Source organism: Romboutsia sp. 1001216sp1 (genome assembly GCF_039841805.1).
Lineage (GTDB): Bacteria > Bacillota > Clostridia > Peptostreptococcales > Peptostreptococcaceae > Romboutsia_C > Romboutsia_C hominis.
The window spans coordinates 93147-119114 of sequence record NZ_JBDPHA010000007.1 but is presented as its reverse complement, the minus strand read 5'-3'; the positions used below and the strand labels follow the sequence as shown (position 1 = coordinate 119114).

35 protein-coding genes are annotated in these 25968 nt (G+C 26.5%); 25 read left to right on the top strand and 10 right to left on the bottom strand.

Translation table 11 applies throughout. From position 1 onward, the window contains the following. The first annotated feature begins 187 nt into the window (after positions 1-187). Complete coding sequence (locus tag ABHC41_RS08815; protein ID WP_242977290.1) at positions 188-847, top strand: hypothetical protein; 660 nt, start codon at positions 188-190, stop codon at positions 845-847. 170 nt (positions 848-1017) lie between these two features. Here the strand turns inward: ABHC41_RS08815 and ABHC41_RS08810 are convergent, their stop codons facing one another. Beyond that, positions 1018-1920, bottom strand: a complete 903-nt coding sequence (locus ABHC41_RS08810) for a glucosaminidase domain-containing protein (RefSeq protein WP_166505461.1) — start codon at positions 1918-1920, stop codon at positions 1018-1020. Positions 1921-2241: 321 nt separating this feature from the next. On the opposite strand from ABHC41_RS08810, the gene ABHC41_RS08805 reads away from it, so the two are divergent. From ABHC41_RS08805 to ABHC41_RS08790, 4 genes are all read left to right on the top strand, one after another. Next, the gene (locus tag ABHC41_RS08805; RefSeq protein ID WP_166505460.1) at positions 2242-2895 is read left to right on the top strand and encodes an NAD(P)H-dependent oxidoreductase; all 654 of its coding nucleotides are present in this window, start codon (positions 2242-2244) and stop codon (positions 2893-2895) included. Between the two features lie 399 nt (positions 2896-3294). Continuing rightward, complete coding sequence (locus ABHC41_RS08800) at positions 3295-3906, top strand: YitT family protein (protein WP_092925750.1); 612 nt, start codon at positions 3295-3297, stop codon at positions 3904-3906. 149 nt (positions 3907-4055) lie between these two features. Then, positions 4056-4226: a hypothetical protein gene (locus ABHC41_RS08795; protein ID WP_166505459.1), complete on the top strand. Its 171-nt coding sequence runs from the start codon at positions 4056-4058 to the stop codon at positions 4224-4226. Positions 4227-4390: 164 nt separating this feature from the next. Next, a complete protein-coding gene (locus tag ABHC41_RS08790) occupies positions 4391-4918 on the top strand; it encodes an N-acetyltransferase (RefSeq protein WP_166505458.1) in 528 nt (175 codons plus the stop codon). 88 nt (positions 4919-5006) lie between these two features. Here the strand turns inward: ABHC41_RS08790 and ABHC41_RS08785 are convergent, their stop codons facing one another. Continuing rightward, positions 5007-6287: a DEAD/DEAH box helicase gene (locus ABHC41_RS08785; protein ID WP_092925754.1), complete on the bottom strand. Its 1281-nt coding sequence runs from the start codon at positions 6285-6287 to the stop codon at positions 5007-5009. 173 nt (positions 6288-6460) lie between these two features. Here ABHC41_RS08785 and ABHC41_RS08780 point away from each other — a divergent pair, with 173 nt between their 5' ends. Further along, positions 6461-7279, top strand: a complete 819-nt coding sequence (locus ABHC41_RS08780) for a MerR family transcriptional regulator (protein ID WP_092925755.1) — start codon at positions 6461-6463, stop codon at positions 7277-7279. A gap of 71 nt (positions 7280-7350) precedes the next feature. Then, complete coding sequence (locus tag ABHC41_RS08775; protein ID WP_166505457.1) at positions 7351-8535, top strand: MFS transporter; 1185 nt, start codon at positions 7351-7353, stop codon at positions 8533-8535. A 124-nt stretch (positions 8536-8659) separates the two neighbouring features. On the opposite strand, the gene ABHC41_RS08770 is transcribed toward ABHC41_RS08775, so the two are convergent. The 3 genes from ABHC41_RS08770 to ABHC41_RS08760 all read right to left on the bottom strand — a co-directional run bounded on the left by ABHC41_RS08770 (position 8660) and on the right by ABHC41_RS08760 (position 11364). After that, complete coding sequence (locus ABHC41_RS08770; RefSeq protein WP_092925758.1) at positions 8660-8989, bottom strand: hypothetical protein; 330 nt, start codon at positions 8987-8989, stop codon at positions 8660-8662. Further along, the gene (locus ABHC41_RS08765; protein ID WP_092925760.1) at positions 8989-9339 is read right to left on the bottom strand and encodes a PqqD family protein; all 351 of its coding nucleotides are present in this window, start codon (positions 9337-9339) and stop codon (positions 8989-8991) included. The genes ABHC41_RS08770 and ABHC41_RS08765 overlap by 1 nt, the downstream gene beginning before the upstream one ends. A gap of 105 nt (positions 9340-9444) precedes the next feature. Then, entirely contained in the window at positions 9445-11364 is a 1920-nt protein-coding gene (locus ABHC41_RS08760; protein WP_092925762.1) for an oligopeptide transporter, OPT family, read from the bottom strand. A gap of 347 nt (positions 11365-11711) precedes the next feature. Between ABHC41_RS08760 and ABHC41_RS08755 the strand changes: the two genes are divergently transcribed. Together ABHC41_RS08755 and ABHC41_RS08750 are read left to right on the top strand one after the other, a co-directional pair. After that, positions 11712-12398 carry a ferric reductase-like transmembrane domain-containing protein gene (locus ABHC41_RS08755; RefSeq protein ID WP_092925764.1) on the top strand — a complete coding sequence of 229 codons (687 nt, stop codon included), beginning with the start codon at positions 11712-11714 and terminating at the stop codon, positions 12396-12398. A 223-nt stretch (positions 12399-12621) separates the two neighbouring features. After that, complete coding sequence (locus ABHC41_RS08750; protein ID WP_092925766.1) at positions 12622-13419, top strand: HAD family hydrolase; 798 nt, start codon at positions 12622-12624, stop codon at positions 13417-13419. Positions 13420-13481: 62 nt separating this feature from the next. Here the strand turns inward: ABHC41_RS08750 and nhaA are convergent, their stop codons facing one another. The 4 genes from nhaA to ABHC41_RS08730 form a co-directional block, all read right to left on the bottom strand. Then, on the bottom strand, positions 13482-14666 hold the full coding sequence (gene nhaA / locus ABHC41_RS08745) for a Na+/H+ antiporter NhaA (RefSeq protein ID WP_271893060.1): 1185 nt from the start codon (positions 14664-14666) through the stop codon (positions 13482-13484). A 438-nt stretch (positions 14667-15104) separates the two neighbouring features. Beyond that, positions 15105-16223, bottom strand: coding sequence for a tyrosine-type recombinase/integrase (locus tag ABHC41_RS08740; RefSeq protein ID WP_271893058.1), 1119 nt, complete (start codon positions 16221-16223; stop codon positions 15105-15107). Then, positions 16213-16737: an ImmA/IrrE family metallo-endopeptidase gene (locus ABHC41_RS08735; protein ID WP_271893056.1), complete on the bottom strand. Its 525-nt coding sequence runs from the start codon at positions 16735-16737 to the stop codon at positions 16213-16215. Before ABHC41_RS08735 ends, ABHC41_RS08740 begins: the two co-directional genes overlap by 11 nt. Positions 16738-16818: 81 nt before the next feature. Then, positions 16819-17199, bottom strand: a complete 381-nt coding sequence (locus tag ABHC41_RS08730; RefSeq protein WP_166505454.1) for a helix-turn-helix domain-containing protein — start codon at positions 17197-17199, stop codon at positions 16819-16821. A 161-nt stretch (positions 17200-17360) separates the two neighbouring features. Here ABHC41_RS08730 and ABHC41_RS08725 point away from each other — a divergent pair, with 161 nt between their 5' ends. From ABHC41_RS08725 to ABHC41_RS08660, 14 genes are all read left to right on the top strand, one after another. Beyond that, positions 17361-17555 carry a helix-turn-helix transcriptional regulator gene (locus tag ABHC41_RS08725; RefSeq protein ID WP_271893053.1) on the top strand — a complete coding sequence of 65 codons (195 nt, stop codon included), beginning with the start codon at positions 17361-17363 and terminating at the stop codon, positions 17553-17555. 83 nt (positions 17556-17638) lie between these two features. Then, on the top strand, positions 17639-18499 hold the full coding sequence (locus ABHC41_RS08720) for an ORF6N domain-containing protein (protein WP_271893052.1): 861 nt from the start codon (positions 17639-17641) through the stop codon (positions 18497-18499). 15 nt (positions 18500-18514) lie between these two features. Then, complete coding sequence (locus ABHC41_RS08715) at positions 18515-18823, top strand: hypothetical protein (RefSeq protein ID WP_166505451.1); 309 nt, start codon at positions 18515-18517, stop codon at positions 18821-18823. A 219-nt stretch (positions 18824-19042) separates the two neighbouring features. Continuing rightward, positions 19043-20026: a lambda-exonuclease family protein gene (locus tag ABHC41_RS08710; RefSeq protein ID WP_271893051.1), complete on the top strand. Its 984-nt coding sequence runs from the start codon at positions 19043-19045 to the stop codon at positions 20024-20026. 23 nt (positions 20027-20049) lie between these two features. Beyond that, a complete protein-coding gene (gene recT / locus ABHC41_RS08705) occupies positions 20050-20874 on the top strand; it encodes a recombination protein RecT (protein ID WP_271893050.1) in 825 nt (274 codons plus the stop codon). Between the two features lie 175 nt (positions 20875-21049). Next, positions 21050-21886, top strand: coding sequence for a hypothetical protein (locus tag ABHC41_RS08700; RefSeq protein WP_271893048.1), 837 nt, complete (start codon positions 21050-21052; stop codon positions 21884-21886). Between the two features lie 16 nt (positions 21887-21902). Continuing rightward, positions 21903-22043, top strand: a complete 141-nt coding sequence (locus ABHC41_RS08695) for a hypothetical protein (protein WP_271893047.1) — start codon at positions 21903-21905, stop codon at positions 22041-22043. Continuing rightward, positions 22040-22618: a sigma-70 family RNA polymerase sigma factor gene (locus ABHC41_RS08690; RefSeq protein ID WP_271893045.1), complete on the top strand. Its 579-nt coding sequence runs from the start codon at positions 22040-22042 to the stop codon at positions 22616-22618. The genes ABHC41_RS08695 and ABHC41_RS08690 overlap by 4 nt, the downstream gene beginning before the upstream one ends. 6 nt (positions 22619-22624) lie before the next feature. After that, complete coding sequence (locus ABHC41_RS08685) at positions 22625-22756, top strand: hypothetical protein (RefSeq protein WP_271893043.1); 132 nt, start codon at positions 22625-22627, stop codon at positions 22754-22756. Between the two features lie 4 nt (positions 22757-22760). Continuing rightward, positions 22761-23258, top strand: coding sequence for a dUTP diphosphatase (locus tag ABHC41_RS08680; protein ID WP_271893041.1), 498 nt, complete (start codon positions 22761-22763; stop codon positions 23256-23258). A gap of 12 nt (positions 23259-23270) precedes the next feature. Beyond that, the gene (locus ABHC41_RS08675; protein WP_271893039.1) at positions 23271-23411 is read left to right on the top strand and encodes a hypothetical protein; all 141 of its coding nucleotides are present in this window, start codon (positions 23271-23273) and stop codon (positions 23409-23411) included. Beyond that, on the top strand, positions 23393-23650 hold the full coding sequence (locus ABHC41_RS08670; protein WP_271893038.1) for a hypothetical protein: 258 nt from the start codon (positions 23393-23395) through the stop codon (positions 23648-23650). Before ABHC41_RS08675 ends, ABHC41_RS08670 begins: the two co-directional genes overlap by 19 nt. A 19-nt stretch (positions 23651-23669) precedes the next feature. Beyond that, entirely contained in the window at positions 23670-23885 is a 216-nt protein-coding gene (locus ABHC41_RS08665) for a hypothetical protein (protein ID WP_271893036.1), read from the top strand. 142 nt (positions 23886-24027) lie between these two features. Next, a complete protein-coding gene (locus ABHC41_RS08660) occupies positions 24028-24210 on the top strand; it encodes a hypothetical protein (RefSeq protein WP_271893035.1) in 183 nt (60 codons plus the stop codon). Positions 24211-24463: 253 nt separating this feature from the next. Here the strand turns inward: ABHC41_RS08660 and ABHC41_RS08655 are convergent, their stop codons facing one another. Continuing rightward, positions 24464-24916, bottom strand: a complete 453-nt coding sequence (locus tag ABHC41_RS08655; RefSeq protein ID WP_271893033.1) for a hypothetical protein — start codon at positions 24914-24916, stop codon at positions 24464-24466. 236 nt (positions 24917-25152) lie between these two features. Between ABHC41_RS08655 and ABHC41_RS08650 the strand changes: the two genes are divergently transcribed. Together ABHC41_RS08650 and ABHC41_RS08645 are read left to right on the top strand one after the other, a co-directional pair. Beyond that, entirely contained in the window at positions 25153-25524 is a 372-nt protein-coding gene (locus ABHC41_RS08650) for a hypothetical protein (RefSeq protein WP_271893031.1), read from the top strand. A 10-nt stretch (positions 25525-25534) separates the two neighbouring features. Then, on the top strand, positions 25535-25966 hold the full coding sequence (locus ABHC41_RS08645; RefSeq protein WP_330678007.1) for a DUF1064 domain-containing protein: 432 nt from the start codon (positions 25535-25537) through the stop codon (positions 25964-25966). The last annotated feature ends 2 nt before the right edge of the window (positions 25967-25968 follow it).

The following is a 25968-nucleotide window of genomic DNA, read 5'->3' as shown; positions in this document are numbered from 1 at the left end:
TATTAATAGTAAAGTATATAAATATTATATTAAATATAAAAACTAGTGTATTAGTATATATAAATAACTGAATTTATATTATAATAGTTTCAATTAATAAATGTAACGAGGTGAGAAGATTAAAGTATTAATAATAAATAGTTTTGATTTAATCAATTTGTATTACATATATTAGGGAGGAAGAAATTTGAGTACAATATTAAAAAAACTTATTAGATTATTTTTAGGATTATGGTTTTGTGCTATGGGTATAGCATTTATGGTAAATGCTAAACTAGGACTATCACCATGGGATGTACTTCACCAAGGTATAGCTAATAAAATAGGAATAACAATCGGAACTGCTACAATAGCAGTAGGGCTTATATTAGTTATAATAGATGTCATACTAGGTGAAAAAATTGGTTGGGGAACTGTATTAAATATGATATTTATAGGAATATTTTTAGATATCATATTGTTTAGTGGCCTAATACCAGTTTCTAATAATTTAGTATTTGGCATAGTAATGCTTATAATAGGAATGACTCTTATGGGGTTTGGAATGGTTTTATATTTAGGAAGTGGACTTGGCAGTGGACCCAGAGATGGTATGATGATCGCTTTTCAAAAGATAACTAAAAAGCCTATAAAGGTAGTAAGAGGAACTATGGAAATTAGTGCTTTAATACTTGGCTACTTATTAGGTGAACCAGTAGGTATAGGAACTTTAATAACAGCATTTTGTCTTGGACATTTTATACAGTTAGTATTTAAAATATGTAACTTTAAAAGTGCTAACATAAAACATAGATTTATATATCAAGATATAGAATATGCTAAATCTTATTTAAGTAAAAATACTTAAGCAATTTATTTTGTATGTATTAGATTTTATATCATTAAATAATTATATTAAAAATAAAAGGAGTAAATCTAGTAATTAAAAATTATTTAGAAGTACTCCTTTTATTTTTAATACATATTTACCAATGCATCAAAACTTTATAGAGCTTACATTAGAAAATGTATAATTATTTATTTTTTTTTAACTGCAACTTCATTATCTATTAATTGAAGATTATATTGTTTAATTAAATTTATTAAGTATTGTGCATAGACTTTTTTACCATTTGAATCTTCTATAGTAGAGTAACCAGCATTTTGTAAAGCAATCGCTTGAGGGATATATGTTTTTGCAGAAAACACTCCATTATTTTTATATCTCTTGTTTTCATATAAAAACTTGCCATGATCACGAATAGAATCGTATTTATTTTTATATTTTCTAAATTTATCATTTATAGTATTATTATAAAATTCATTAGTTTCAAGAAATACAGATTCCCCATTCCAATTAGTATCAGCCTTTATACCAAAGTAATTATTAAAATCTGAAGAGAGTCTAGATTCACCCCAATTAGATTCTAATATTGCTTGAGCTATAGTTATAGATGGTAATACTTTATACTTTTCATAATTATCTATTGCAACTTCTTTTATATCATTTATAAAATTCATATATTTAGTATTTGGTGAAGTTTTATTAGGTGTTAAACTATAATGCTTTAAATCATCTATATATTTATATACTAAAGAGGTCTTTTCCTTATCTAAGTTTAATTTCTTAATAACACTTTCTAGAGAATTTATATAATATTTACCTGAATTTTCTTTTATAAACATATTTGAAATTTTAAATATTTCACTATCGTCTACCTTGTTTTGATTATTATTGTTTAAAACACTTACTATAGAACATACGTATTTCCAATTTACTTGAACTTTATTTTCACTAGCTTTATCAACAATATTTATATATTTAGAAACATTAATATCATCCAAATCTATGTTTTTTTGTTTATTTAAAATTTTTGACCCTATAAAAATACATATTAAAACAGATATAACACATATGATTATAGTTTTATTTATCTTCATTTTATCATCTCCCTTAATATAAACTTGAACTTTATTGTATCATATATATTTAAATTAAAAATAGAATTTACAACTAATTTACAAGTTATATAATAAAGTAAGTTTTTATTAAGGTTTATTTAAGGTTAAATTTAAGCTTCTTTAAATTTGAAAGAATATATTATGTTTGTAAGAAAAAGAAGCATAATATAATTAGTATTTATTTAAGGTATAGAAATAGAGATAATTATATAGATGTAAAAGTTATTTGAGTATAAAGATAGTATAAAAATATAATTGTTACTAAAAATAATAATAATTATATAAAGAAAGGGAGTTATTATGAAAAAGTTATTATATATAAGTGTAAACTCAAAACCTGAAAATTTATCATCAAGCAAAACAGTAGCAAGAAAATTTATAAATAGATTTTTAGAAAGAAATAAAGGTTTTGTTGTTGAAGAAATTGATTTATATAAAGAACATATACCAAGACTTGAGTATCAATACTTTGAAAAAAGAAACTGCATAGTAAGTGAAGAAAATTCAAGAAAGTTAGATGATAAAGATAGAAAAGAAATACAAAAAATTAGAAAACTATGTGATCAATTTATCAGTGCAAATGTATATGTTATAGCAGCACCAATGTGGAGTTTATCATTTCCAGCACCACTTAAAGAATATATAGACTGTATTATTCAAGATAAAAAAACTATAAGTTTTAGTGATGAAAATAAAAAGCCTAAAGGTCTACTTGATGATAAACCTAGAACAATGATTTATATTCAATCATCGGGCGCTCATGTACCTTGGATATTAAAGCCTGCTTTTAACAAAGGAGTGAACTATATAGAAGATATAGCTAAATTTATGGGAATTAAAAAATTTGAAGATTTATTAGTAGATGGAACAGGTTATACAGAAGAAGAAAGATTAGGCGCTATAAAAAAAGCAACAGATCATATAGATGATGTTATAGATTCTATGAAATTTTAAGTAATCATATGTTTAGTTATATAATTATCTTAAGTTATATATATTATAAAATAATAAAAAAGGAGATATTTATGCTAAAATATCTCCTTTTTTATGTTTAGTAAAACTAAATAAAACAAAAATTTTTATAAACTCAAAATTATATATACTAAACTAAAAAAAATTTAATATAAGAATAGGAAAAAAATAATACACATGTAACCCTTGGAAATACTAGTATCTTCAAAAGATTTAAAAGTTTATAAAAAAAACTCCAAAAATCCCTTGAAAAAATATTGTCAATCTTATATAATATTTAGTTTTAAAATTCACACTATACAAAATAATTTAAAATATATATAATGATATTAAGTCAGGGGAGCTGACTAATAAATTATAAAAATATAGGAAGGGATATTTATGGATAGGCGGACGAATGTAAAAAAAATAATGTTAATATTGTTAGGGGCAATGATATTGTCATTTGGAATATTTAATCTAAATTATCAAAACAATATAACTGAAGGTGGAGTGTTAGGAGTTTTACTACTGCTAAAGAATGTTTTCAATGTGGATTTATCTATGGCAAATATATTAATAGATCTTAGTTTATTTGCAGTAGGTTATAAGTTCTTTGGAAAGAAGTTTTTAATGTATTCATTAGTTGCAACAATTAGCTTCTCAGTGTTTTATTCTATATTTGAAGGAATAGGACCTATAATACCAGTTCTTGAAAGCAAGCTACTAGGGACTATATTATCCGGTTTATTTGTAGGTGTAGGAGTTGGTATAATAGTTAGAGAAGGTGCAGCAGCTGGTGGAGATGATGCTTTAGCATTGGTGATTTCTAAGATTACATCTTTAAAAATAGGTAAGATTTATATGATAAGTGATGTAGTTATACTTATATTATCTTTGTCATATCTATCTGCATATGATATATTTTGGTCTTTAATAGCTGTAAATATAAGCGGAAGGCTTATAGACTTAATATATAACTACAACAACACAGATAAGCTAGCAAGTGCTTAACATATATAAAGACAGGTTTAAATACCTGTCTTTTTTGTTAAATAAATTTTGATTATAAAAAAGAAGAACTAAACATTAAAAATATTTAAAAGAGGAATATATATAAATATGTTGAATAATATAATAGAGAGATAAAGGGGGGATAAATAATGTTTTTCTTTAATAATATTAGTGGAACAGGAGTAGTAGTTTACCCAGGTTCTAATGTAGAGTTTTATGAAATAGTAGACACTAATGAGTACAAGATATCTATAAATAAAAGAACTTATAAAGTTAGCGAAGAAGTTTATAATGATGTAAAAAATAGATATGAAAAATAATATAAATACTTAAAAAAAGACTTAAGAAAATTCTTAAGTCTTTTTTTATTAAAATAAAAATCATATATTATAAAGAATAAAATAGTACAAACAGAATAATTGAAAACTACTAATACATATGGGATAATTAAATGATAAAAAGCGATCTAAAGGAGTAAAATATAATGATAAATATAAGATGTGAACTAGAAAAAGATTATAATATAGTAGAAAATGTAGTAAAGGGAAGTTTTAAAAATGAAGAGTTTAGTGATAAAGATGAGCATAACTTAGTTAATAGATTAAGAAATAGTAAAGAATATGTAAAAGAATTAGCTCTATTAGCCGAAGTAAATGAAGAAATAGTAGGTTATTCTTTGCTTACTAAAATAAAAATAAAAAACAAAAACGAATCTAGAGAATCTTTAGCATTAGCTCCAGTTTCAGTACTACCAGAGTATCAAAAGAAAGGTGTAGGAAGCACACTAATAAATAAGGCTATAGAAAAAGCTAAAAATCTAGGATATACATCTATAGTAGTATTAGGACATCCTAACTACTATTTAAAGTTTGGATTTATAAATGCTAGTGAATTTGATATAAAACCACCATTTGAAGTTCCAGATGATGTTTTTAAAGTTTTAGTATTAGATGAAGAGAAATTTAAAGGTACAAGCGGAGTAGTAGAGTATTCAAGTGTTTTCTTTGAATAGTAGTATCAAATTAATTTAAAATAATAACTAAGAAAATTCAAAGATAATTATAAAAGACGGTGTCATATTTCACGACACCGTCTTTTGACTATTTTTTCTTATTAAATTTATTATTTGTAGATTTTTTATGTTCATACTTATCTACTTTTTTATTTTTACTTACTTTTTCTTCTTTTTTAGCTTCATTTTCTTTAGATTTTTTTCTAGCTTCTTTTTTCATCTTATCAAAATCAATTTCTACAAACTTGCCATTTTTTAACTCAACAGCTTTCATATCTATTTTAAAATCTCTTCTATAATCTCTTATAGTAGATAAATTTTGATTAGTTATTATAGATATTGCAGTTCCTTTTCTATTTCCTCTAGCACTTCTACCACATCTATGTATATATTCATTTTTACTAGGTGGGAAGTCTAAGTTAAATACATGACTAACCTCGACTATATCTAATCCTCTAGCAGAAAGATCAGAAGATACTAAAATACGAACTTTACCACTTCTAAAAGCACTAAGTGCATTTTTTCTATCTTCTTTAGTCATTTTACCAGATATACAAACAGCTTTATAGCTATGGTAATTAAGTTTTTCAGTTATAACCTCTATACTATCTTCATCATTGACAAACACGATAGCTCTACTTGGATTAGCAGAAGCTAGGGATTTTCTAAGTAATGTAAATTTTTCTCTTCTATCTCCATATAAATACATATGATTTATATTAGGATTTATTATTAATGTATCTTTAGTTTTAATCATTTTCATATCTTTCATTAAGTAATCACACATACTTATAGTATTTTCATTTAAACTAGCTGAAAATCCTAAAAGTTGTCTATCTCTTAATGTAGTCTTTATTATATTTTCAACAACTTCTTCATTTTTACCACTAAGTAAACTATCAACTTCATCAAGTATTATAGTTTTTATAGTATGTGCTTTAAGTTTTTTTTGCTTAATTAAGTCTAAAACTCTACCACAAGTACCAACTACTATATGAGGTTTTATAGTTTTTATATTTTTTATTTGCTTTTGAATATTTACTTCACCTATTATAGAAAAAGCAGTAACATTCATATTAGAATTCTTTGACAAAATTTTAGCTTGTTCAGTTATTTGCATAACTAATTCGTGAGTAGGTGCAAGTATTAACACTTGTGTTTCTCTTTTCGTAGTGTCTATTTTTTCAAACATAGGAAGTAAGTAAGCTAAAGTTTTTCCACTACCCGTTTGAGCGCTTACTAATAAGTCTTTATTATCTAATATATCTTTTATAGTTAAAGATTGAACTTCTGTTGGAGAAGTTATATTTTGTTCTTTAAGTCCTTTTATTAGGTTTTCATTTAAGTCTAATTTTTCAAATGTGTTCATTTTTAACTCCTTTACATATCTTGTAAATTACATTATACACGTATTATATATATTTTTATACAGTATGAGGTAAATTATTTAAGCTTAGGAATAAATTTAGGTAATATAATATTCAAAATTAGTATAGACTGTGGTCTTACACCATAGTTTATAATTATTTTGAGGTGATAAATATGAAACTTTTAACAGGTCAAGTTAGTAAAATTTTTAATATAAGCAAAGATACTTTAAGATATTATGACAAGATGGGACTCTTAAAGCCAGATATAAATAAGTCAAATGGATATAGATATTACTCACAAGAACATATTGATCAGTTAAATTTAATCCTAGCTACTAAGGACCTAGATATATCTTTAGCTGATATAAAAGAAACTATAGAAAGTGAAGAACTGTATAAATATAAAGAATTAGTAAATAAGCAAGAAAAACTAATAGAAGAAAAGATAGAGTCCTTAAAAAGAAAACAAAAACAATTAAAAAAATGGAACGAAATATTAGATATTGTAATAAATTTTGAAAATGAATATGACTTTAATAATATTAAAGTATACAGAGATACATACAGTTTTTATTTAATAAATTTAGATAAAATATTAGAAAAAGACTTTAATAAAGAGTATATAAGGTGCATAGATGAAGTATTAGAATGTATGAATGAAGAATGTTACTACACTATGTACAATTTGAATAATGGCAAAGGTATAGAAGAAGATGAAAGTAATATTCTTATAAAAGAAGATGAGAAAAATATTAGTATAATAAAAAAGTATATGGATAAGAACTTAAATTTAATACATAGAGAAATTAGTGGAGATTTTATTTGTGTAAAATTTTATGGGAATTCTGATGAACTAAATGATTATTTACTAAGGCTTAGTAAACACTTTAACAAAAAAGAAAATAATGAGGTATTTATAAAGTGTGGCTTTTATATACCTAAAAAGAATAACGATGAAAAATATTTTGTAGAAATTTTATTAAAAGTCTAAATCATAGTTGATTATATAGTAGAACCACACATTAGAATAAATTCATCAATAGATCTTAGGAGGTATATATTTTGAATCTAATTAAAAATAAAGTATTTTTAACAATACTTATAACAGATATAATACAGCAAATGGCTATATGGATAAGAAATATAGCTATAATGTTTTTTATAATGGATATAACAAATAGTGATCCATTAGCAATATCATCACTTAATTTTATAGAGTTTTTACCAATGTTTTTACTTACTTTTATAGGAGGAATAATAGCTGATAAGTATAATCCTAAAAAACTAATGATATGTGGAGATTTATTTAGTTTTATATCATTTATAATACTAGGCTTAGCGATATCTAAAGGATATATAATAGCTATATTTTTAGCAGTATTAGTTTCTGCTAGTGTTACACAATTTTCATATCCTGCATCACAAAAATATTTTAAGGAATATATAGATGAAGAATATATAGAAAATGCAGTTGGAATAAATCAACTTTTAAGCTCTGGATTTTTTGTTATAGGACCATTTATAGGATCTTACTTTTACTTTAATTTTGGAATAGGTAAAACATTAATAATATTATCAGGATTGTTTTTAGTATCCATTTTATTATTATTAACATTACCTAATAAGAGTTTTGAAAAAATAGAGAGTAGCGGTATACGTGAAGATATTAAGTTAACTTTTAAATATTTAAATGAAAAAGAGATACTAAAGTTGTTATCTAAAATATTTTTAACAGTAGCCTTTGCTATGGGAATAGCTAATAACCTAGATATATTCTTAGTAACGGAGAGGTTAGGCCTTAGCAAAGAGTTTTATCAGTTCTTTTCAGGGATAGCAGGAGTGGGAGTAATAGTTGGGGGTGGACTATATTTAGTCATATCTAAATATATGAATATGAAAATATTATATAGTCTTATAGGAGTGTTTGCTATAACAGTATTTTTTGAAGGATATTCAATAAACCCAGTATTTACTATGAGCCTTCAATTTATAGATAATATACTTGGTGGAATACTTAGTGGATATGTAATGGCGCTTATAACTAAAGTCACAGACCAAGAATATTTAGGTAAAATAAATGGATTAACATCAACACTTATGACATTAGGTATAATGGGAGGGACTCTTATATCAGGAATTATTATGAAATATTCATCTATAGTAGTTGCCTTTTTAGTAGCAAGTATATCATTTTTAATAAGTTTTATAATACTTTATAAAGGGGTTAACAAAGGATTATTAAAATAATAGGTTAGTGTTTAAAAGTAAATTAGAGTTATACATATAAAAATGAGCTATTTTAAATAGCTCATTTTTTAGTTAAATTAAAAATATTTTTCAGAATATAATTTTAAATCAAATATAGTTTTAACTATTTTAAGCTATATCCGTTAGTAGTTTTTTCTATAACACCATCTTTAAGCATTTTTCCAATAAGTATTTTAGATATATGAGAAGGATCTTTTATAACTAACTTGTCTTTAGAGTAAAATAAAGATGCTTTTAGATTTAAAATTTCATTTTCAATATCTTTTTTAGATAAAGTATTTTTAGTTTTAAAAGCTTTCATAACAGCTTTGTAAGATTTATTATAAAGTAAGTCTAGTAAATCATTAGGTTTATTTCTTTCTTTTATAATTCCCCAAGTATAAATAATTATTGTTGCAATTGCAAATAATAATATGTATATAATAATATCCATTATCTACCATCCTTTTTTAAAGAAATAAATTTATTATCTTTAAGTATAGTAAAATATGTAATCAATCTTTCATATAATGGCTCACAGTCTTTTCCAAATGAAGCTTTAACATATTTAGATATATCGTATATAGAACTTTCACCATCTATATTTTTCCATACACAGCTTCCTAGTTTGTCTAACTTTATGGAACTACTTTTTGGGACTTTAAATAAATTTTGAGCAATCTTATCAAATAATCCTTTTCTCGTGATTTCTAATGTAACTATCCCAAAGTTATCCTCAGACCAAGTTATTTTTGAGTTTTTGATAGGAATAAAGTCTAAGTAATTTTTATCATTTTTTTTCATAATACCACTCCTACAAATTTAGAATAAGCAACTTATTTATAATTAAAGAAATAAGTAGGAGAAAATTTCTCCTACTTAAGTATATGTTTATAGATTTTTTATATTCTATGATGTTTTACTCCTTTTATCTTTATAGGAGATAGTAAACTTAAATAGTGTAATTATTAGTATGATAAATGCTATAATAGAACCTATTTGACCTAAATTAACAGAAGTAGAAAGGTTTATAGTATCAGCAAGTGTTGATTCTCCAACATTTATTATTGCAAATATAGCAAGTAATACCCCAATTAGACCTTCACCTGCTATTAGACCTGAAGTATATAATATACCTCTATCAATTTGTTCTTTTCTATCATCTTCAGATACTTTCTTTCTCTTTTCAAAGAATAATCTAATAATACCACCAACCATTACGCCAGCACTTAAATGTATTGGAAGATATAGTCCAACTGCAAATGGTAGTACAGGTATTCCTATTATTTCAACAGCAACAGCTATTCCTGCACCAGCAAATATTAAAGTCCAAGGAAGATTTCCCTCCATAACACCTTCAACAACTAGTTTCATAAGAGTAGCTTGTGGTGCTGGTATTTCTTTTGAACCAAATCCCCAAGCTGCATTTAGTAAGTATAATACTGCACCTATAGTTATAGCAGAAATTAATACACCTATAAGCTCTCCATATTGTTGTTTCTTAGGAGTTGCACCAACAATATAACCTGTTTTTAAGTCCTGAGAAGCATCTCCAGCAATTGCAGCTATAATACATATTACAGAACCTATAGCTATAGCACCCATCATACCATCTTGGCCAACAAGTCCTGTTGATTTTAATACTATAGTACTTATTAAAAGTGTAGCAATAGCCATACCAGAAACTGGGTTATTACTACTTCCAACTATACCAACAAGTCTTGAAGATACTGTTGCAAAGAAGAAACCAAATACAGCAACTAAAAGTGCTCCAACTAAATTAACTGGAATAGAAGGAACTAGCCATATGGCTATAACTACTAATAAAGATCCAAATAAAACAACCTTCATAGACATATCTTGATCAGTTCTAAGTGAACTTTCAGATTTATCTAAATTAGAATAATCCTTCATAGCTTTTCTAAATGTATCTATTATAAGAGGCAGTGATTTTATTAAACTAATAATACCTCCACAAGCAACAGCTCCTGCACCAATATATCTTATGTAATTATCCCATATATCCCAAAATCCTAGTTCAGTTATAGGAACTGTAGCAGGATAAAGTGTCATATTGGCACCAAATAATGATATTAGTGGAATTAATGCTATCCAACCAACTATAGCACCAGCAAACATATATCCAGATATCTTAAATCCACATATATATCCAACTCCAAGTAATGCAGGTAATACGTCTATACCAAAGGCTCCATTATGATACCCAGGTATTTCCCATTCAATTTCTGTTGGGAATAGTTTTAAACCATCACCTATAAATTTGTATAAACCAGCTATACCAAGACCAGCAAATACTATAGATGCTTTAGATCCACCTTCTTCTCCAGCAAGTAAAACTTCTGCACAAGCAGTACCTTCTGGATAAGGTAATACACCATGTTCTTTTACAATAAGTGCTTTTCTTAGAGGTATCATAAATAATACTCCAAGTATACCACCACATAAAGCTATGATTGCAATTTTAATTAAGCTTGGACTTCCAAGTCCCCAATCTTTCATCCATATAAACATAGCAGGTAATGTAAATATAGCACCAGCGGCCAAAGATTCTCCAGCTGAACCTATTGTTTGCACTATATTATTTTCTAGTATAGAATCTCTTTTCAATATAACCCTTAAAACTCCCATTGATATAACAGCAGCAGGGATTGATGCACTAACTGTCATACCAACTCTAAGACCTAGATAAGCATTTGCAGCACCAAATATTACAGCTAATAAGCCCCCAAGAACTATTGATGTAACAGTAAACTCAGGAACTATTTTATTAGCAGGAATAAATGGCTTAAAATTGTTTTGATTATCCATAAATATTCCCCCTTTTGAGCCATACATTAATAACTCATTTTAATATTAATTTTTTATAATTCATATAAATTTATAAATATGTTATGCAATACTTTTATCATAAGTAAGGTTGGGATTAGGAAAAGATATCTATAGTAGAGTATATACATTTAGAAAATTTATATGAATAAAATTAAAACTATATAGATTAAATTTAAGTAGTTAAAACCTAAAGAAATTTTACAATTTGATGATTCCTAAATTTTTCCACATGTTATTTTATAAGAATTCTAATTAAAATTATTGACAAGGTATTAATGCTAAAATATAATAATGATTATCAATATGAAATGAAAAGGAGAATTAATATGCGATTAGTTTATTCATTAATTTTTATAGTGGCTTTAGCGCTAATTTTTACATCTAGCATAAGAAAACATTCGAGGTTATTTTATTTAATAGCTTCAATAATAGCCACATCAACAGTAATTTATGAAATATTTAGATTAACCTCAGATATAAAATTACAAGGATTTATAGGTGAATTTGAAAAAGCATCTATGAAGGGGAATTTTTCAATAGCATTTTTTATATTAGTAATGTTTGCAGGAGCACTTAACCCAAGGTGGAAAATAACGAAAAAATTGTTAGGAATAAGAGCAGAGGCTGCGATTTTAGGATCTATACTAATATTTCCTCATTGTATAATGTATTTAGTACGTTTTATAGTGAAATTACTTAATTATAAGCCTATAACTACACTTTATATTATATATTTAATTGTTGGTTTAATAGCATTTATAATAATGATTCCATTGTTTATAACGTCTCTCAAAAAAGTAAGAGTTAAAATGCAGTATTTAGAGTGGAAAAAGTTACAAAGATGGGCTTATCCATTTTATGTATTAGTTTATGTACATATAGTACTTTCAATTTTAAATGATGATAAAGTTGATATATTAAAATTAAGTATATATAGTATATTATTTATTGGATACTTTGTATTGAAATTGATAAAGGCCTTAAAAAATAATAAAATTTTATTAAAAAAATAGATACTTTTCAAATAAAATTAAAGTAATAATAGATGTTAAGTATTTTTTATAAGTTATTATTAGATAGATTATTAAAAAGTTCAAAAAAATATGTATTATAATACTTTCTAGTATGTTTACTAGGAAGTATTTTTAGTTTTAAAAAAGTTAATAGGGGTATATGATTTATACATAGGTAGATTTTATGTTAAATTATAAGGATTAGAAATTTTAGGAGGTACAGATGATAAAATTAATTGCATCTGATATGGATGGAACCTTATTAAATTCAAAGAAAAAGATAAACAACGAATTTTATACGATATTAAAACAATTAAAAGAAGATAATATAATATTTACAGCGATAAGTGGAAGAGATATATTTTCTCTAAAGAAAGTATTTAAAGATATAGATGAAGATATTGTATTTGCAGCAAACAATGGAAACTATATAGAATATAAAGGTAAAGTTATTTTTGAGAACTATATACAAAAAGATAAGTTAAAAAATATAGCAATAGTTGTAAGAAAATTTTTTAAGCACAATACACTTTATTGTGGAAAAGATATTATATACAGCGAAAGTAAAGTTGCTAAGTTCATAGGGATTCTATGGGGGCTTAATATAAAATATACTAAAGATATTATGAAAATAAAGGATAATATTATAAAAGTTACGGTTTTTGGAAAACCAAGTGATATTAATAAAAATCGCGAGAAACTTAAAATTTTAAATAATGAGTTTATGGTAACTATATCTGGGAGATTTTCTATTGATATATGTAGATATGGTGGAAATAAGAAAAATGGAATAGAAATAATTAAAAATAAATTTAATATAAAATATGATGAAACTATGGTATTTGGCGATAATATGAATGATTTAGAAATGATGGCATCTGCATATTATAGTTTTGCAATGGAGAATGCTAAAGATAAAGTGAAGTCTAATGCAAGATTCATAGCTAAATCTAATGATGACAACGGAGTAGTTGAAGCCATAAAAGAAGTGGCTTTAGTTAATGAAAAGGCTAAATTGTAAATAAAAAAGGTGTTATCTCAGCAAATAATAGAGATAACACCTTTTATTATGATATGTAATATTTATTTACTAAGGAGCTTTTGTTTTTTAAGCATAAGTTTAAATCTAATATCAAAAAAGCTTATTACAGCTATACTAGATAATATGGATATACAAGAAGATATCAATATAGCTCTTTTTGAAATATCAATTAAAATCATATTATTTATAAATGCAACTTCAGATACAAAGATAGACATTGTAAAACCAACACCTGCAATTAATGATACCAAAAATACAGACAACCAACTTATACTAGAAGGCTTTTCAGAAATTCTAAAAGTACAACCAATAAAACTAAAAAGCACTATTCCTAAAGGTTTCCCTAAACAAAGTCCTAAAATTATACCATAGACTAAAGAATTCGTATCAGAAGTACCTATACTGGAAGTAATAGAAATACCTGTATTAGCAAATGCGAAAAGTGGTATTATAAATAAACTATTAAAAGGAACTAAAATCCTTTGAAGTCGTTCTAAGGTATTGTATCCATTATTATTACGTGAAGGAATTGTGAGAGCTAATAATATCCCACTTATTGTACAGTGAACTCCACTTAAATAAATGAAATACCACAAAAACAAACCAGATACAAGGTAATAATATATGCTGTAAATATTAAATACTTTATTTGCTATAATAAGCAAAAGTACAATTGAAAGTGCTATAGATAAATAGATTAAATTTATATCCAATGAGTAAACTACACCTATAGCTAGTATAGAAATCAAATCATCCACGACTGCTAGGGAAAGTAAAAATACTTTAAGTGATGGATTAAGTTTTTTAGAAAATAGTAAAAATATACCTACTGCAAAGGCTATGTCTGTAGATATAGGTATACAAAATCCACTTAAAAAAGCAGTGTTTTTATTTAAATATATAAATATAGCTGCGGGAACAATAACACCGCCGATAGAAGCTATAACTGGAAAAGATGCCTTTTTAAAAGAGGATAAATTTCCATAAAGTATTTCGTGTTTTATCTCAAGACCTGCTACTAGAAAAAAAATAGCCATTAAAAAATCATTTACAAACATATGAAATGAAAAATTATTTACTATACAAATATCTTTAAATATAAACTCATAAATACTTCTTAAAGGAGTATTGTACATAAAAAGAGCACACATAGTAGCTAAAATTAAAAGTAAACTTGTTAGTACTTCTAATTTTAAAGACTTTTTATAGGTTCTTAATAATCTCAATATATCACCAACTAACTTTAAATTTTTAAACAAGCATATAATAAATCTATGAATAGTGATACATAAATATGAGTCTATAATATTATTAAGTTATCAATATTATCATGAATAATATAAACCTAAAATATAAAAAATTAAATTTTATTTATGTTGAATTATACAACTATTTATTGTAAAATTAAATTTGTCAGTTAGTCATGGATAAGTCAAAAAGACTAGACAAAAGACTAGACAGAAAACTATAATAAACCGTATAAATATTAAAAATACTAGATAGTTTAAAGTTATCTAGGACTTGTTCGAGAAGTTCTTTTTTTTATTTTTTGAATAAAGTGGGTAAGCAGAGGTATTGAAATTACTATACTTACCATTTTATACCAATTACATTTTTACTGACAGTAAACTGACAAAGAGTATTAAACTGACAGTAGACTGACATTATAAAAGTACTTTTTCTATATTTTCAGATGCAGTTTTATCCATTTCTTTAAGAACATGAGAGTAAGTATTCATAGTCATTTTTATATCTGTATGACCTAATCTTTCAGATACAGTTTTCATATCGGTACCAGCTAAAATTAGTAAAGTAGCATGAGAGTGTCTTAATGAATGTGGTCTAATATATCTTACATTTATTCTTTCTAAAAACTTTTTATAAGATGTTAGAAAAGATTCGCTATTTAAATATCTATATTTAGTGTTTATACACACCACATCAAATTCATTATTTAATAAACCTTGTAACTTAAGAATATTTTGCCTTCTTTTTTCCTTTTTTAATAAAGATATAACCTTATCTGGAACAGATATAACTCTAGTACTATTTTTAGTTTTAGTATTTCTAAGATGGTATTTCTTATCTACATAAACTAAATTATTCTTTATATGCAAAGTACTATTCTCAAAATCAACATCTTCCCATAATAGACCTGCAATCTCTCCAAATCTCATACCAGCTAGTAAGAATAAATTCAAAGGAAGTTCTAGTAAAGAGTGATCCTTAACTTCTTCAAGTATTTTCCTAGCTTCATCAATAGAGTAAACATCCTTATTACTATTATCAAACCTTTTAGGATGTATGATAAAATCAGGTATATTTTCGCTAATTTCACGAAGTCTATAACATTCATGAAGAGTTGCATCTGTTTTATTAATTATTTCTTTTATTGTACTAACCTTTAAATCATTTGAATACATATGATTTATAAATTTTTGATATATACTAGCATTTACATCTAATAGCTTTGTGTTTTTAAAAAATGGTTCAACATACTTATTAATTGCTAACTTAGCCCTTTTCAAAGTAGTAGGCGAGTAGTCATTAGACTTATCAGTATAGTACTGTAAACATCTATCTACAAATGTTATTTCAGATGGAGCAGAGATTTTATTATTATTAATAGCAGATTGTAAATCTATTAGATGCTTTTGAGCATCTTTTTTATTTTTATACATAGCTATACTTTTTTGCTTAGTTTTTCCTTCTTCATTTATATATTCCATATACACATTATAGTTATTTCCCCTTTTTCTTATAAATGTTGATTTAATCGACATGGTGACCTCCTATATCTTCATATATATATAAGTTTGGTAAGTTAGTTAGTATTAAATATCTATTTTTATCTAACTCTAGCATTTGTTTTTTTAGTGCTAGATATTTAATCCTTTTAATAAAAAACTCTACACTCACTTCAAAGTAGTCAGCTAGATCAGTAAGTGTAGTTATATTTTTATTTATTGCTTTAATTAATTCTTTTTCACATATTAAGTATTCATAAGCCCATCCATTAGCTTTATTTTCTATTTTATTTTGATTTAACTTGCATCTGTAATTATAACTATTATCTATATTATTTCCTATAGTAGAGAAGTAATGCCCCAACTCATGTGCTAATATTTCTAAATGTAGTTTGTTATTCTGCTTTAATGAATGGTCTAAAAATATCATATGTGGCAGATTATCTTTTTCTATATTTACTCCTAATAGATTTAAATGTTTTAAGTCGAAGAAATGTATATTAACATCATTCCTTTGAGCTAAGTCATATAACCTTTCTAATTTATTCATAGTTCCCCCTAAAATTGATAAAAATGAAATGAATGTTCGATAGATACTTTAAATAAAAGAGCAGTTAATCTGCTCAACATATTATTTGTCTTTATTTTTATACATCATTTCAACCATTTTAATATAATCATTTATTTTTTCAATAGCTTCATCTGGTAAATCTTCATTAATATTTACTTTATGTGCTGCTATTGTTTTTATTCCCTTATCTAACTTCGGTTTTTCTTTATTTAAGTTTCTTTCATCTGTTCTTCCAAGGAGATAATCTACTGATACATCCAATACATCAGAAATATGTTTTGCAACTTCTAAATTAGGGCTTCTTTTTCCTGTTTCATACCCATTATAAGTATTTGAAGGAATATCTAGTTTTTGAGCCATTTCCTTTTGCATTAATCCTAATTTTTCTCGTTCTTGACGCAACCTATTGGCAAATATTAATTTATCTTCAATAAATGTCATGTTATTCACCTCCTATATGCCTATATAATATACTAAAATACTCATAATGAGTATTAAATTCGCAAATTTAGATTTTTTTTCGTAAAACGTATTGACAATTCGCAAAATGGGAATTATACTAATGATATAGAAAGTCGCAAAACGAGAATAGAGGTGAGTACATGAAGAAAAATATATTAAAATCAGAGAGAGTAAAAAATGAACTTACTCAAAAACAAGTAGCTGAAAAACTTGGACTTTCAATAGGAGCTTACTGCGATAAAGAAAATGGCAAAAGAAAATTCACAGTAAGAGAAGCTCTTTTGTTAGAAGATATATTCAATTTTAATATAAGAGAAATTTTTTTGACTAAATAATTCGCATTATGTGAATAAAATTAAACTACTGATTTATATTTTACAAATAGAAGGTTTATATACTTAAACAAAGGAGGTAAAAAATGACAAGTTTAGCAGTAGCTCAAACAGAGATAGAAGTAACTGGAGTTCAAAAATTCTTAGGGAAAGAAATACCAGTTATAGAAGGTGGTTTTGGAAAGGGAGAAAAAGTTGTACTAGCGAAGACGATAGCTGAAATACACGGAGTAGAACTTGGTGAAATAAACAGATTAATAAATGACAATTCAGATGAATTTGAAGAAGGAATAGATATTTTAAACTTAATGGATGAAGAGTTTAAAATGGGTGCTACCCATTTAGGATTTATAAATAGCAATAGACAAAAATATTGCTATTTACTTTCAGAGCAAGGTTACATAGCATTAGTTGGATTAATGAGAACTGATAAAGCAAAAGAACTTAGAAAGAAATTTAGAAGAGAGTACTTTGCAATGAGAAAAGCAATTAAAGAAGAATCAAGCTTAGGTCAATTATCACCGCAATTACAATTGCTAATAAATATGGAGCTAGAGCAAAAAAAGTTAAGACAACAAATAAATGAAGTTAATCATAATGCTTTAGCAGCTAAAGCAGAAATTAAAGAAATTAGGCAAGTTGTTAGCTTAGATACAACTAACTGGAGAAGTGAAACAAGAACATTAATAGCCAAGATAGCAAGAAAACAAGGTGATTTGAAATACATAAGAGATTTTACTAATGAAAGCTATGAACTTCTAAATAAAAGATTTGGTGTAAATCTAGATGTTAGGCTTACTAACAAACGTAGAAGAATGGCTGAAGAAGGTGTATCTAAGAGTAAAAGAGATAACCTTAACAACTTAGATGTAATAGCAGAAGACAAAAAACTTATAGAAGGTTATGTAGCTATTGTAAAAGATATGGCTATAAAATATGGCATATAAATGAAGGAGGACATTATGGCAACAGAAATGCAGAGGTTAATAGTTAGAAATATAGATAGAAATTCGCTGTTAGAAGCTATATCAGAAAGAGATGATGTAGTAGAAGTTATGAAATTATTTAGAGATACATCTGATTTTGCACCAAGAGAATATATGACTGTAAAACAGTTTAAAGAATATATAAAAGCATCGGAGAGTTATGTAAGATCATTAGTAAAATATGCAATAAAAAATAACTCATTCGTAATTACATATGTTGGTAGAGAATGTAGAATAGATAGATTGTCATATGAAAAGTGGGTAAGAAATGGTGGCCGTATGTAAGTGAAAAGTATAAGGAGGGTTAATAGGATGAAGGTTGTTGATATAAAAAATTTATCTTTAGAAATAGCTAATAAGTTTTATAAAGAAAATGGACTAGCATTTATAGTTAAAGATGGTAAAATTAAGGGTTTTACAAGATAAAAAGAAAAGAGTTGCGCCAACAACTCAATTCAAAAACTAAAAACTAAAATTTATTCAATATAAGGAGGATAACACAACATGAATGATGTTGCAATATTATCTCAAGATAAAAAAACTAGGAAATATTTGGAATCTAAAGTAATAGCAGATACAAAGTATATGCCAAAAGAAGAATGGCTTAAACATAGACAAGCAGGCATCGGTGGAAGTGATGCAAGTTGTATAGCAGGATTAAATCCTTGGAAATCATCTATACAGTTATATATGGATAAGAAACAAGATAATCCACAAGAAATTAAAAGCTTAAGAATGGAATTAGGTAATAGATTAGAGGGATTAGTAGCGGAATTATTTACAGAAGAAACAGGGTTAAAAGTTAGAAATGTAAATGGAATACTTAAAAATGAAAAATATCCATTTGCATTAGCAAATATAGATAGAGCAATAGTTGGAGAAAAAGCATTTCTAGAATGTAAGACAACAAATAGTTATGCATTAAAAGAATGGGAAGAAGGGGTACCTGCTTATTATGAAATACAGTGTTTACACTATATGGCTATAACAGGAGCAACACATTGCTATATAGCAGCATTAATAGGTAATAGTGATTTTATATGGCACAAAATAGAAAGAGATGAAGAAACAATAGATTATCTTATGCAAATTGAAAAAGACTTCTGGGAGAATAACATCTTAAAAGATGAAGTACCATTACCAGATGGAAGTGATGCTTATTCAGAATACCTGAAAGAAAAATATAAAAAATCAAACGGACAAGAAATAGAATTACATTTATTAGAAGATGGACCAGGAAAGCTTTTAAGATATGACGAGATAGTATCGGATATAAAGGCATTGGAAAGTGAAAAGAAACTCATAGAACAGGAAATACAGTTTTATATGGAAGAATTTGAAGTAGCCAAGGTAGGGGAGAGAAAAATAACTTGGAAAACTTCAACTAGAAATACGATAGATAGTAAAAGATTGAAAAAAGAAATGCCCGAAATTGTAGAACAATTTATGAAAACTAGTTCAAGTAGAACTTTTAGGATAGGTAAATAAATAAAAAAAGGATGGTAAATAAAATGGCAGATTTAAAAAATAAATTACAAGCTAAAGCAACAGGAACAACAACAGTAAAAAAAGTTAGCCCTAACAAAGCTATGGAGCAATTAATGACACAAATGGCAGGACAAATAAAGAAAGCTTTGCCAGAGCATATGTCTAGTGAAAGATTCCAAAGAGTAGCACTAACTGCATTCGGTAGTAACCCTAAATTTTTAAATTGTGATCCGATGAGTTTCTTAGCTGCAATGATGGATTCAGCTCAATTAGGATTAGAGCCTAATACGCCATTAGGACAAGCTTATATAATACCATATGGCAATAAAGTGCAGTTCCAAGTTGGATATAAGGGTTTACTAGAATTAGCTTTAAGAAGTGGCAAGATAAAGACCTTATATGCGCATGAAGTCAGAGCAAATGATAAGTTTGAGGTTAAATATGGATTACATCAAGATTTAATACATGAGCCAGCTTTAAAAGGTGAAAGAGGAGATGTAATAGGATACTATGCAGTTTATCATCTTGATACTGGAGGACATAGCTTTGTATTCATGACTAAAGAAGAAGTATTAACTCACGCTAGAAATAAAAGTAAAACTTTTAATAATGGCCCTTGGCAATCGGATTTTGATGCAATGGCTAAGAAAACAGTTATAAAGCAGCTTTTAAAATATGCTCCACTTTCTATAGAGATGCAAAGAGCTGTAAGCAGCGATGAAACTGTGAAATCTAAAATAGATGAAGATATGAGTTTGGTAAATGATGAATCAGATAGCTTAGAAGTTGATTATGAAGTTAAGGAAGACGTTCAAGAAGGACAAGGAACATTTGAAGAGGTTAAGTAATGGAATTTATAAAGGAAGTGGTGGTATTTTACACACTACCACTTCTAGCAACACTAATAATAGTTAGGAGCAAAAGATAATGCAATTAATTTATACAGTATTGATTATAGATATAGTGGTTCTATGGTTAGTATATCAAATATATATAAGGTACTTAAGATAAGTAGGTGAGAAAGTGAATGCAGTATTATTTGATGAATTTCCGATACTAGTAGATAGGGTATTAGCTGAAAAAATAGGACTTAATGAAGCTATAGTTATTCAACAGCTACATTATTGGATAATGCAGAATAAAAGACAAAAAAAGAATTTTTATGATGGAATATATTGGACATTTAATAGTTTTAATAAATGGCAAAGTGATACTTTTTACTTTTGGAGTGTTAGAACTTTAACTAGAATTTTTAAAAAGTTAGAAGATGAAGGGATATTGTTGGTTGGAAATTATAATAAAAAAGGCTACGACAGGACTAAATGGTACTCTATAAATTACAAAATATTAAATTCAAAGTGTTGCAATAACTCATTAGGACAACTTGACACAATGGATAATGACAACTTGACATCATCATTAGGACAACTTGACATAATGGATAATGACAATTTGACACAACCTATACCAGATACTACACAAAGACTAAATACAGAGACTACTTATATTAGTACTACGCAGTCAAGTGCTGTAGTAGATACAAATAAGGAATTTATAGAAAGTAAAACCCATTTAAAACTAACTAATAATATGAAAAAGATAGCACAGTCTTGGGACAAAGAAAGGCTATCTAAGGCAATAGAGTTATTTAACTTAAAAGAAGGAAAATACTTTTCTTTGTTAGAGAAAATTTACAAAGATGATGGTAATTTCCTTAATACTAATAGTATTAACTCTAAAAATGTGAATTATACAAATCAAAGCAATAAGTTTGCTAACTTCAATCAAAATTATTTAGATGGATTTGAAAGTGGAGAAGCTTTTGACGAATTTGTAGAGAAGAAATTTAGAAAACAATAACATGGTGGGAATGTTTATGGATCATAAAACACTACAAGAATATTTAGAAGAACAAAGGGAGTTGTATAAAAACTATACAGCTCCTAAAGATAGAGAGCTTATAGCAATATTTGCAGATAAAATCAAAAGAGAAATAGAAAAAGGGGAAAACAAATGAATACTAAGGAATATGTTAATCAACTAGTAAATGAAAATATAAACATCGTAGGATTTGTATTAAACAAATGGTATAAAAATTTTGAAACTAAATATCCAGAGCTAGTAGATGATTTGTATCAGGAGGGGTGTATCGGGTTATTTAGAGCTGCAAGAATATATGATGAAAACAAAGGTAGATTTTCAACAATAGCAGTATCTTTTATCAGATGGGCAATGAATAGCTTTATCGAAAGATATGTTAAAAAGCATTATGAAAATAATAATTGCAGCATTGACGTTGAGGTTTATAACAACGGAAATGCGGATGCTATAAAGCTAATAGATATAATACCTTCTTATGATAAAGAAAGGGATCATAGAATAGAAATTCTTGAAACTAGAGCTAGGTATTCAAATTTAAAAAACATTGAAATTGTACTTAATATGACTAAACTAGGATACTCTCAAAGGGAAATTGGTAAGCATCTGAATATAAGTCAAGTAGAAGTATCGAGAAAATTGAAGAAATTAAGACAAGAATGTGAAATAAGAAGTGAATTTATCAATAAAATTTATGGCTATAAGGTTGGGTAATGCTCTATGGAATTATCAAGAATAAATGAGCTATTAAAATTATCTAAAAAGCTATGGAAAGAAGATGGATATGACATATTAACAGCTATAAAAATAGCTGAGGAAGAATTAACAAAAGATAACACTAAGGGAGATTGATAATATGATTATAGATTTAAGTTATGTAAAAAAGGAACAGGAAAAGTTCTTAGAGCATTTGTCAAATGTTAAAGGATATAACTATCAAAAAGATAGCTTTTGTGTCCCATATTGGATTATATTAGCTCTACAAAGTGAATTAGGAGAAATATTACAAGCAAGTTCAATTCACAAGTGGTGGAGCGATGAAAAAGTAAATAAAGGTCATTTAATAGAAGAGTGTGCAGATTTCTTAGCCCATCTAGGAAATGTTTCAAATATATTAAATGTAGATATGATATTTGAAAATTTAGAAATACAAACAACAGCTCCAGATACTACTTTTAACAAGTTAGCATATAGAATAACAACTCTAAGTGGAAGTAAGAATCAAGCTAGAAATCAACTTATTAACTACCTAGTACCTTTATTTTTAGAATTATTATATAGTTTAGGATTTAATATAGAGCAATTAGAGTGTGCATATGAACACAAAATGAAAAAGAACTATGAAAGGTTCTAATAGGTGAAGCTTATGGAATTATTAAGGGAAGCTGTAGAAGAACTTTTTATACAGTTTGGAAGAAATGAAGTTACAGTTGCTGCTAGTCAAATTTTAGATAGATATATTTCGGAGGAACAAAGGAGGAGATTAGAGTGTTTAAACAAGCAATAAAAGATAGTGCGTTGCAACCTATAGCACCGGATATAAATCTAGACTTTTGGAAATATCAAAATCAAAAAGAATTTAACAGGATAATAGAGGAAGATAAAAAGACAACTATACAGTCTATATTTGAGTTACCTAAGTTTGAAGCTCATGTAAGAAGACATGAGATCATATGGAGAAAACATAGAAAAGATTTTAATACATTTGAGATAGAGTATCTGGAAAAAACTTATTTAGAAAAATAATATTAGGGGGAAATAACAAATGATAATAACTAAGAAAAAACATGAAGGAATAGTAGCTAAGTTAGAAAGAGATTTAGATGCAAAAGAAGATAAAATAATTACACTTGAAAGTGATGCAGCAGCAGATGCAATAGTTATAAGCGGTCTAAGAAATAGATGTGAAGAATTAGTAAATAAAAATGCATTAGCAGAGAATAGAATAGGTGTGTTAAAAAAAGAAATCAAGAGAGTTTGAGAATATCATAATAGATAAAAATAAAGAAACTATTGAGTTAAGGAAAAGAATAAAAGAACTTGAAAATTCATTAAATGAGCAAGTAACTAAAAATGAAGAGCTTAATGAAGATTACATAAAAATAGCTACTGCTAATCTTAAGTTGATAAAGAAAAATGAACTAATTACAGAGCTTAAAAGACAATTTAAAGAGCAAATAGATATCGCTTGTAAATACTCATTTGTAGATAGATACAACGGAATAACTATAGAAAAGCATGACTTAAAGAAGCTAGCAGCAACAGATATAGTAAAATACTATACATTACTTGGATTAATGGATTAGTAGCAATAGCTAAGATGCTGAATGAAGCATATAAAGAAGGGGATAGCAAGTAGTTATTAAAGTATTATGATATTTATGTATATAAAAATGGGTTATGGAATAACAACATTGTGTTATACAAAGAAAGTAAAAAGTGCATGACAATTATTCCTGAAAGTTACGATAAGTGATTTATAGATGATAATAATCAAATATGCATAGCTCCAGAGGAGAACTGAACAATAATTCAGATTATAGAAAAAGCGAGAAATTTTTAACTCGCTTTACCTATAATTGTTCTCAAAACAGATGAAGAGTTATAACCTAGTGAGAAAGAAGTAGTAGCATTTATTAATGCATCAGTATCTTTGTCATTTATAAATTTTTTTACATTTATGATAGATATTTTATAATAATCTAATATAATCTGCATGGATAAAATAACATCATTGTCTTTTTCACCAAGCTTTGAAGTTTTGATAGTTAGATTATTAATTAATGTTTCTATAAATTTAATATCTTTAGAAATTTGATCTTTATCAAGATTTTCTATATAAACAGATTTAACTAAGATGGACATATAATTGTCTATAACTTCTAGTGATTTTATATATTCATTGTCAATGGGGGGTGGAGATATAGTTTTAATAGCATAAGAATTATTGATACTACTTGCAAAGATAATTAAAATTATCGAGAATATAACGCTTAATTTTTTTAAATTCATCGATTCACCTCCTTTAGTAAATAGTATCTGCAAAAGATAAATAAATTATAGATACGAAATATAAAAAATAGAATACCGTTTGTAATTAGTTACAGCACTAGCCATATATTGATAATAAGGATGTATTTGTGAAGTGGGTTAGATAATTAAAACAATAATTTTACATGAAAAGTTATTATTATCAGTGCAGTACCACAATTAAATTGATAATGATAACTATATGATAAGAGGTTGTTATGAAAAATCTAAGATGTAAATATAGAATCGGAAGATCCAAAAGACATGTAGAAATATCATCAAGCAAAGATAAGATAACATATACCTATGAAACTACTGTAGTAACTGAATGTGGAGAGTTTAAAGAAAAAGAATGGGAAAAAGAAGTTGAAAAACAAGCTAAAGATTTACTAGAGCTAGATATATTAGAACTATTAAAAGACTATAGCTTAAAAGAGTTAGCCTGGATAAATACAGATGAAGAAGCTTATAAATATGCATTAGAATTGTATGCATCTAGGATATGGGAAAATAAGCAATGGGTAGGCTATAAAGAATTTAATAATTCATTGAATAAAAATCAGATTATAGAACAAATAAGTTTAATATAGGAGAATGAGCATGAGCAAATATAAATCAAAGAAAGTTACTATAGATGGAATTACATTCGATTCAAAGGATGAAAGTTTATATTATTTATATCTTAAAGATCTTAAAGAAAGAGGTAAGATAAGAGATTTTGGATTACAGGAGAAATTTATATTACAAGATAGTTTTATAAAAGATGGGAAGAAGTATAGAGAAATAACATATACACCAGATTTTGCGATATTCCATAACAACGGAACTGTAGAGTATATAGATGTAAAATCTTTGGGAACTGCAACACAGCAGGGTGAGCTAAGAAGAAAGATGTGGGACTTTCGCTACAGAGATAAAAGATTAACTTGGATATGTAGAAATCTAAAACATGCAACTATTGATGGTCAATGGATAGTGTATGAAGATTTAAAGAAGATATACAGACAGAATAAGAAAGCTAAGGCTATATAACT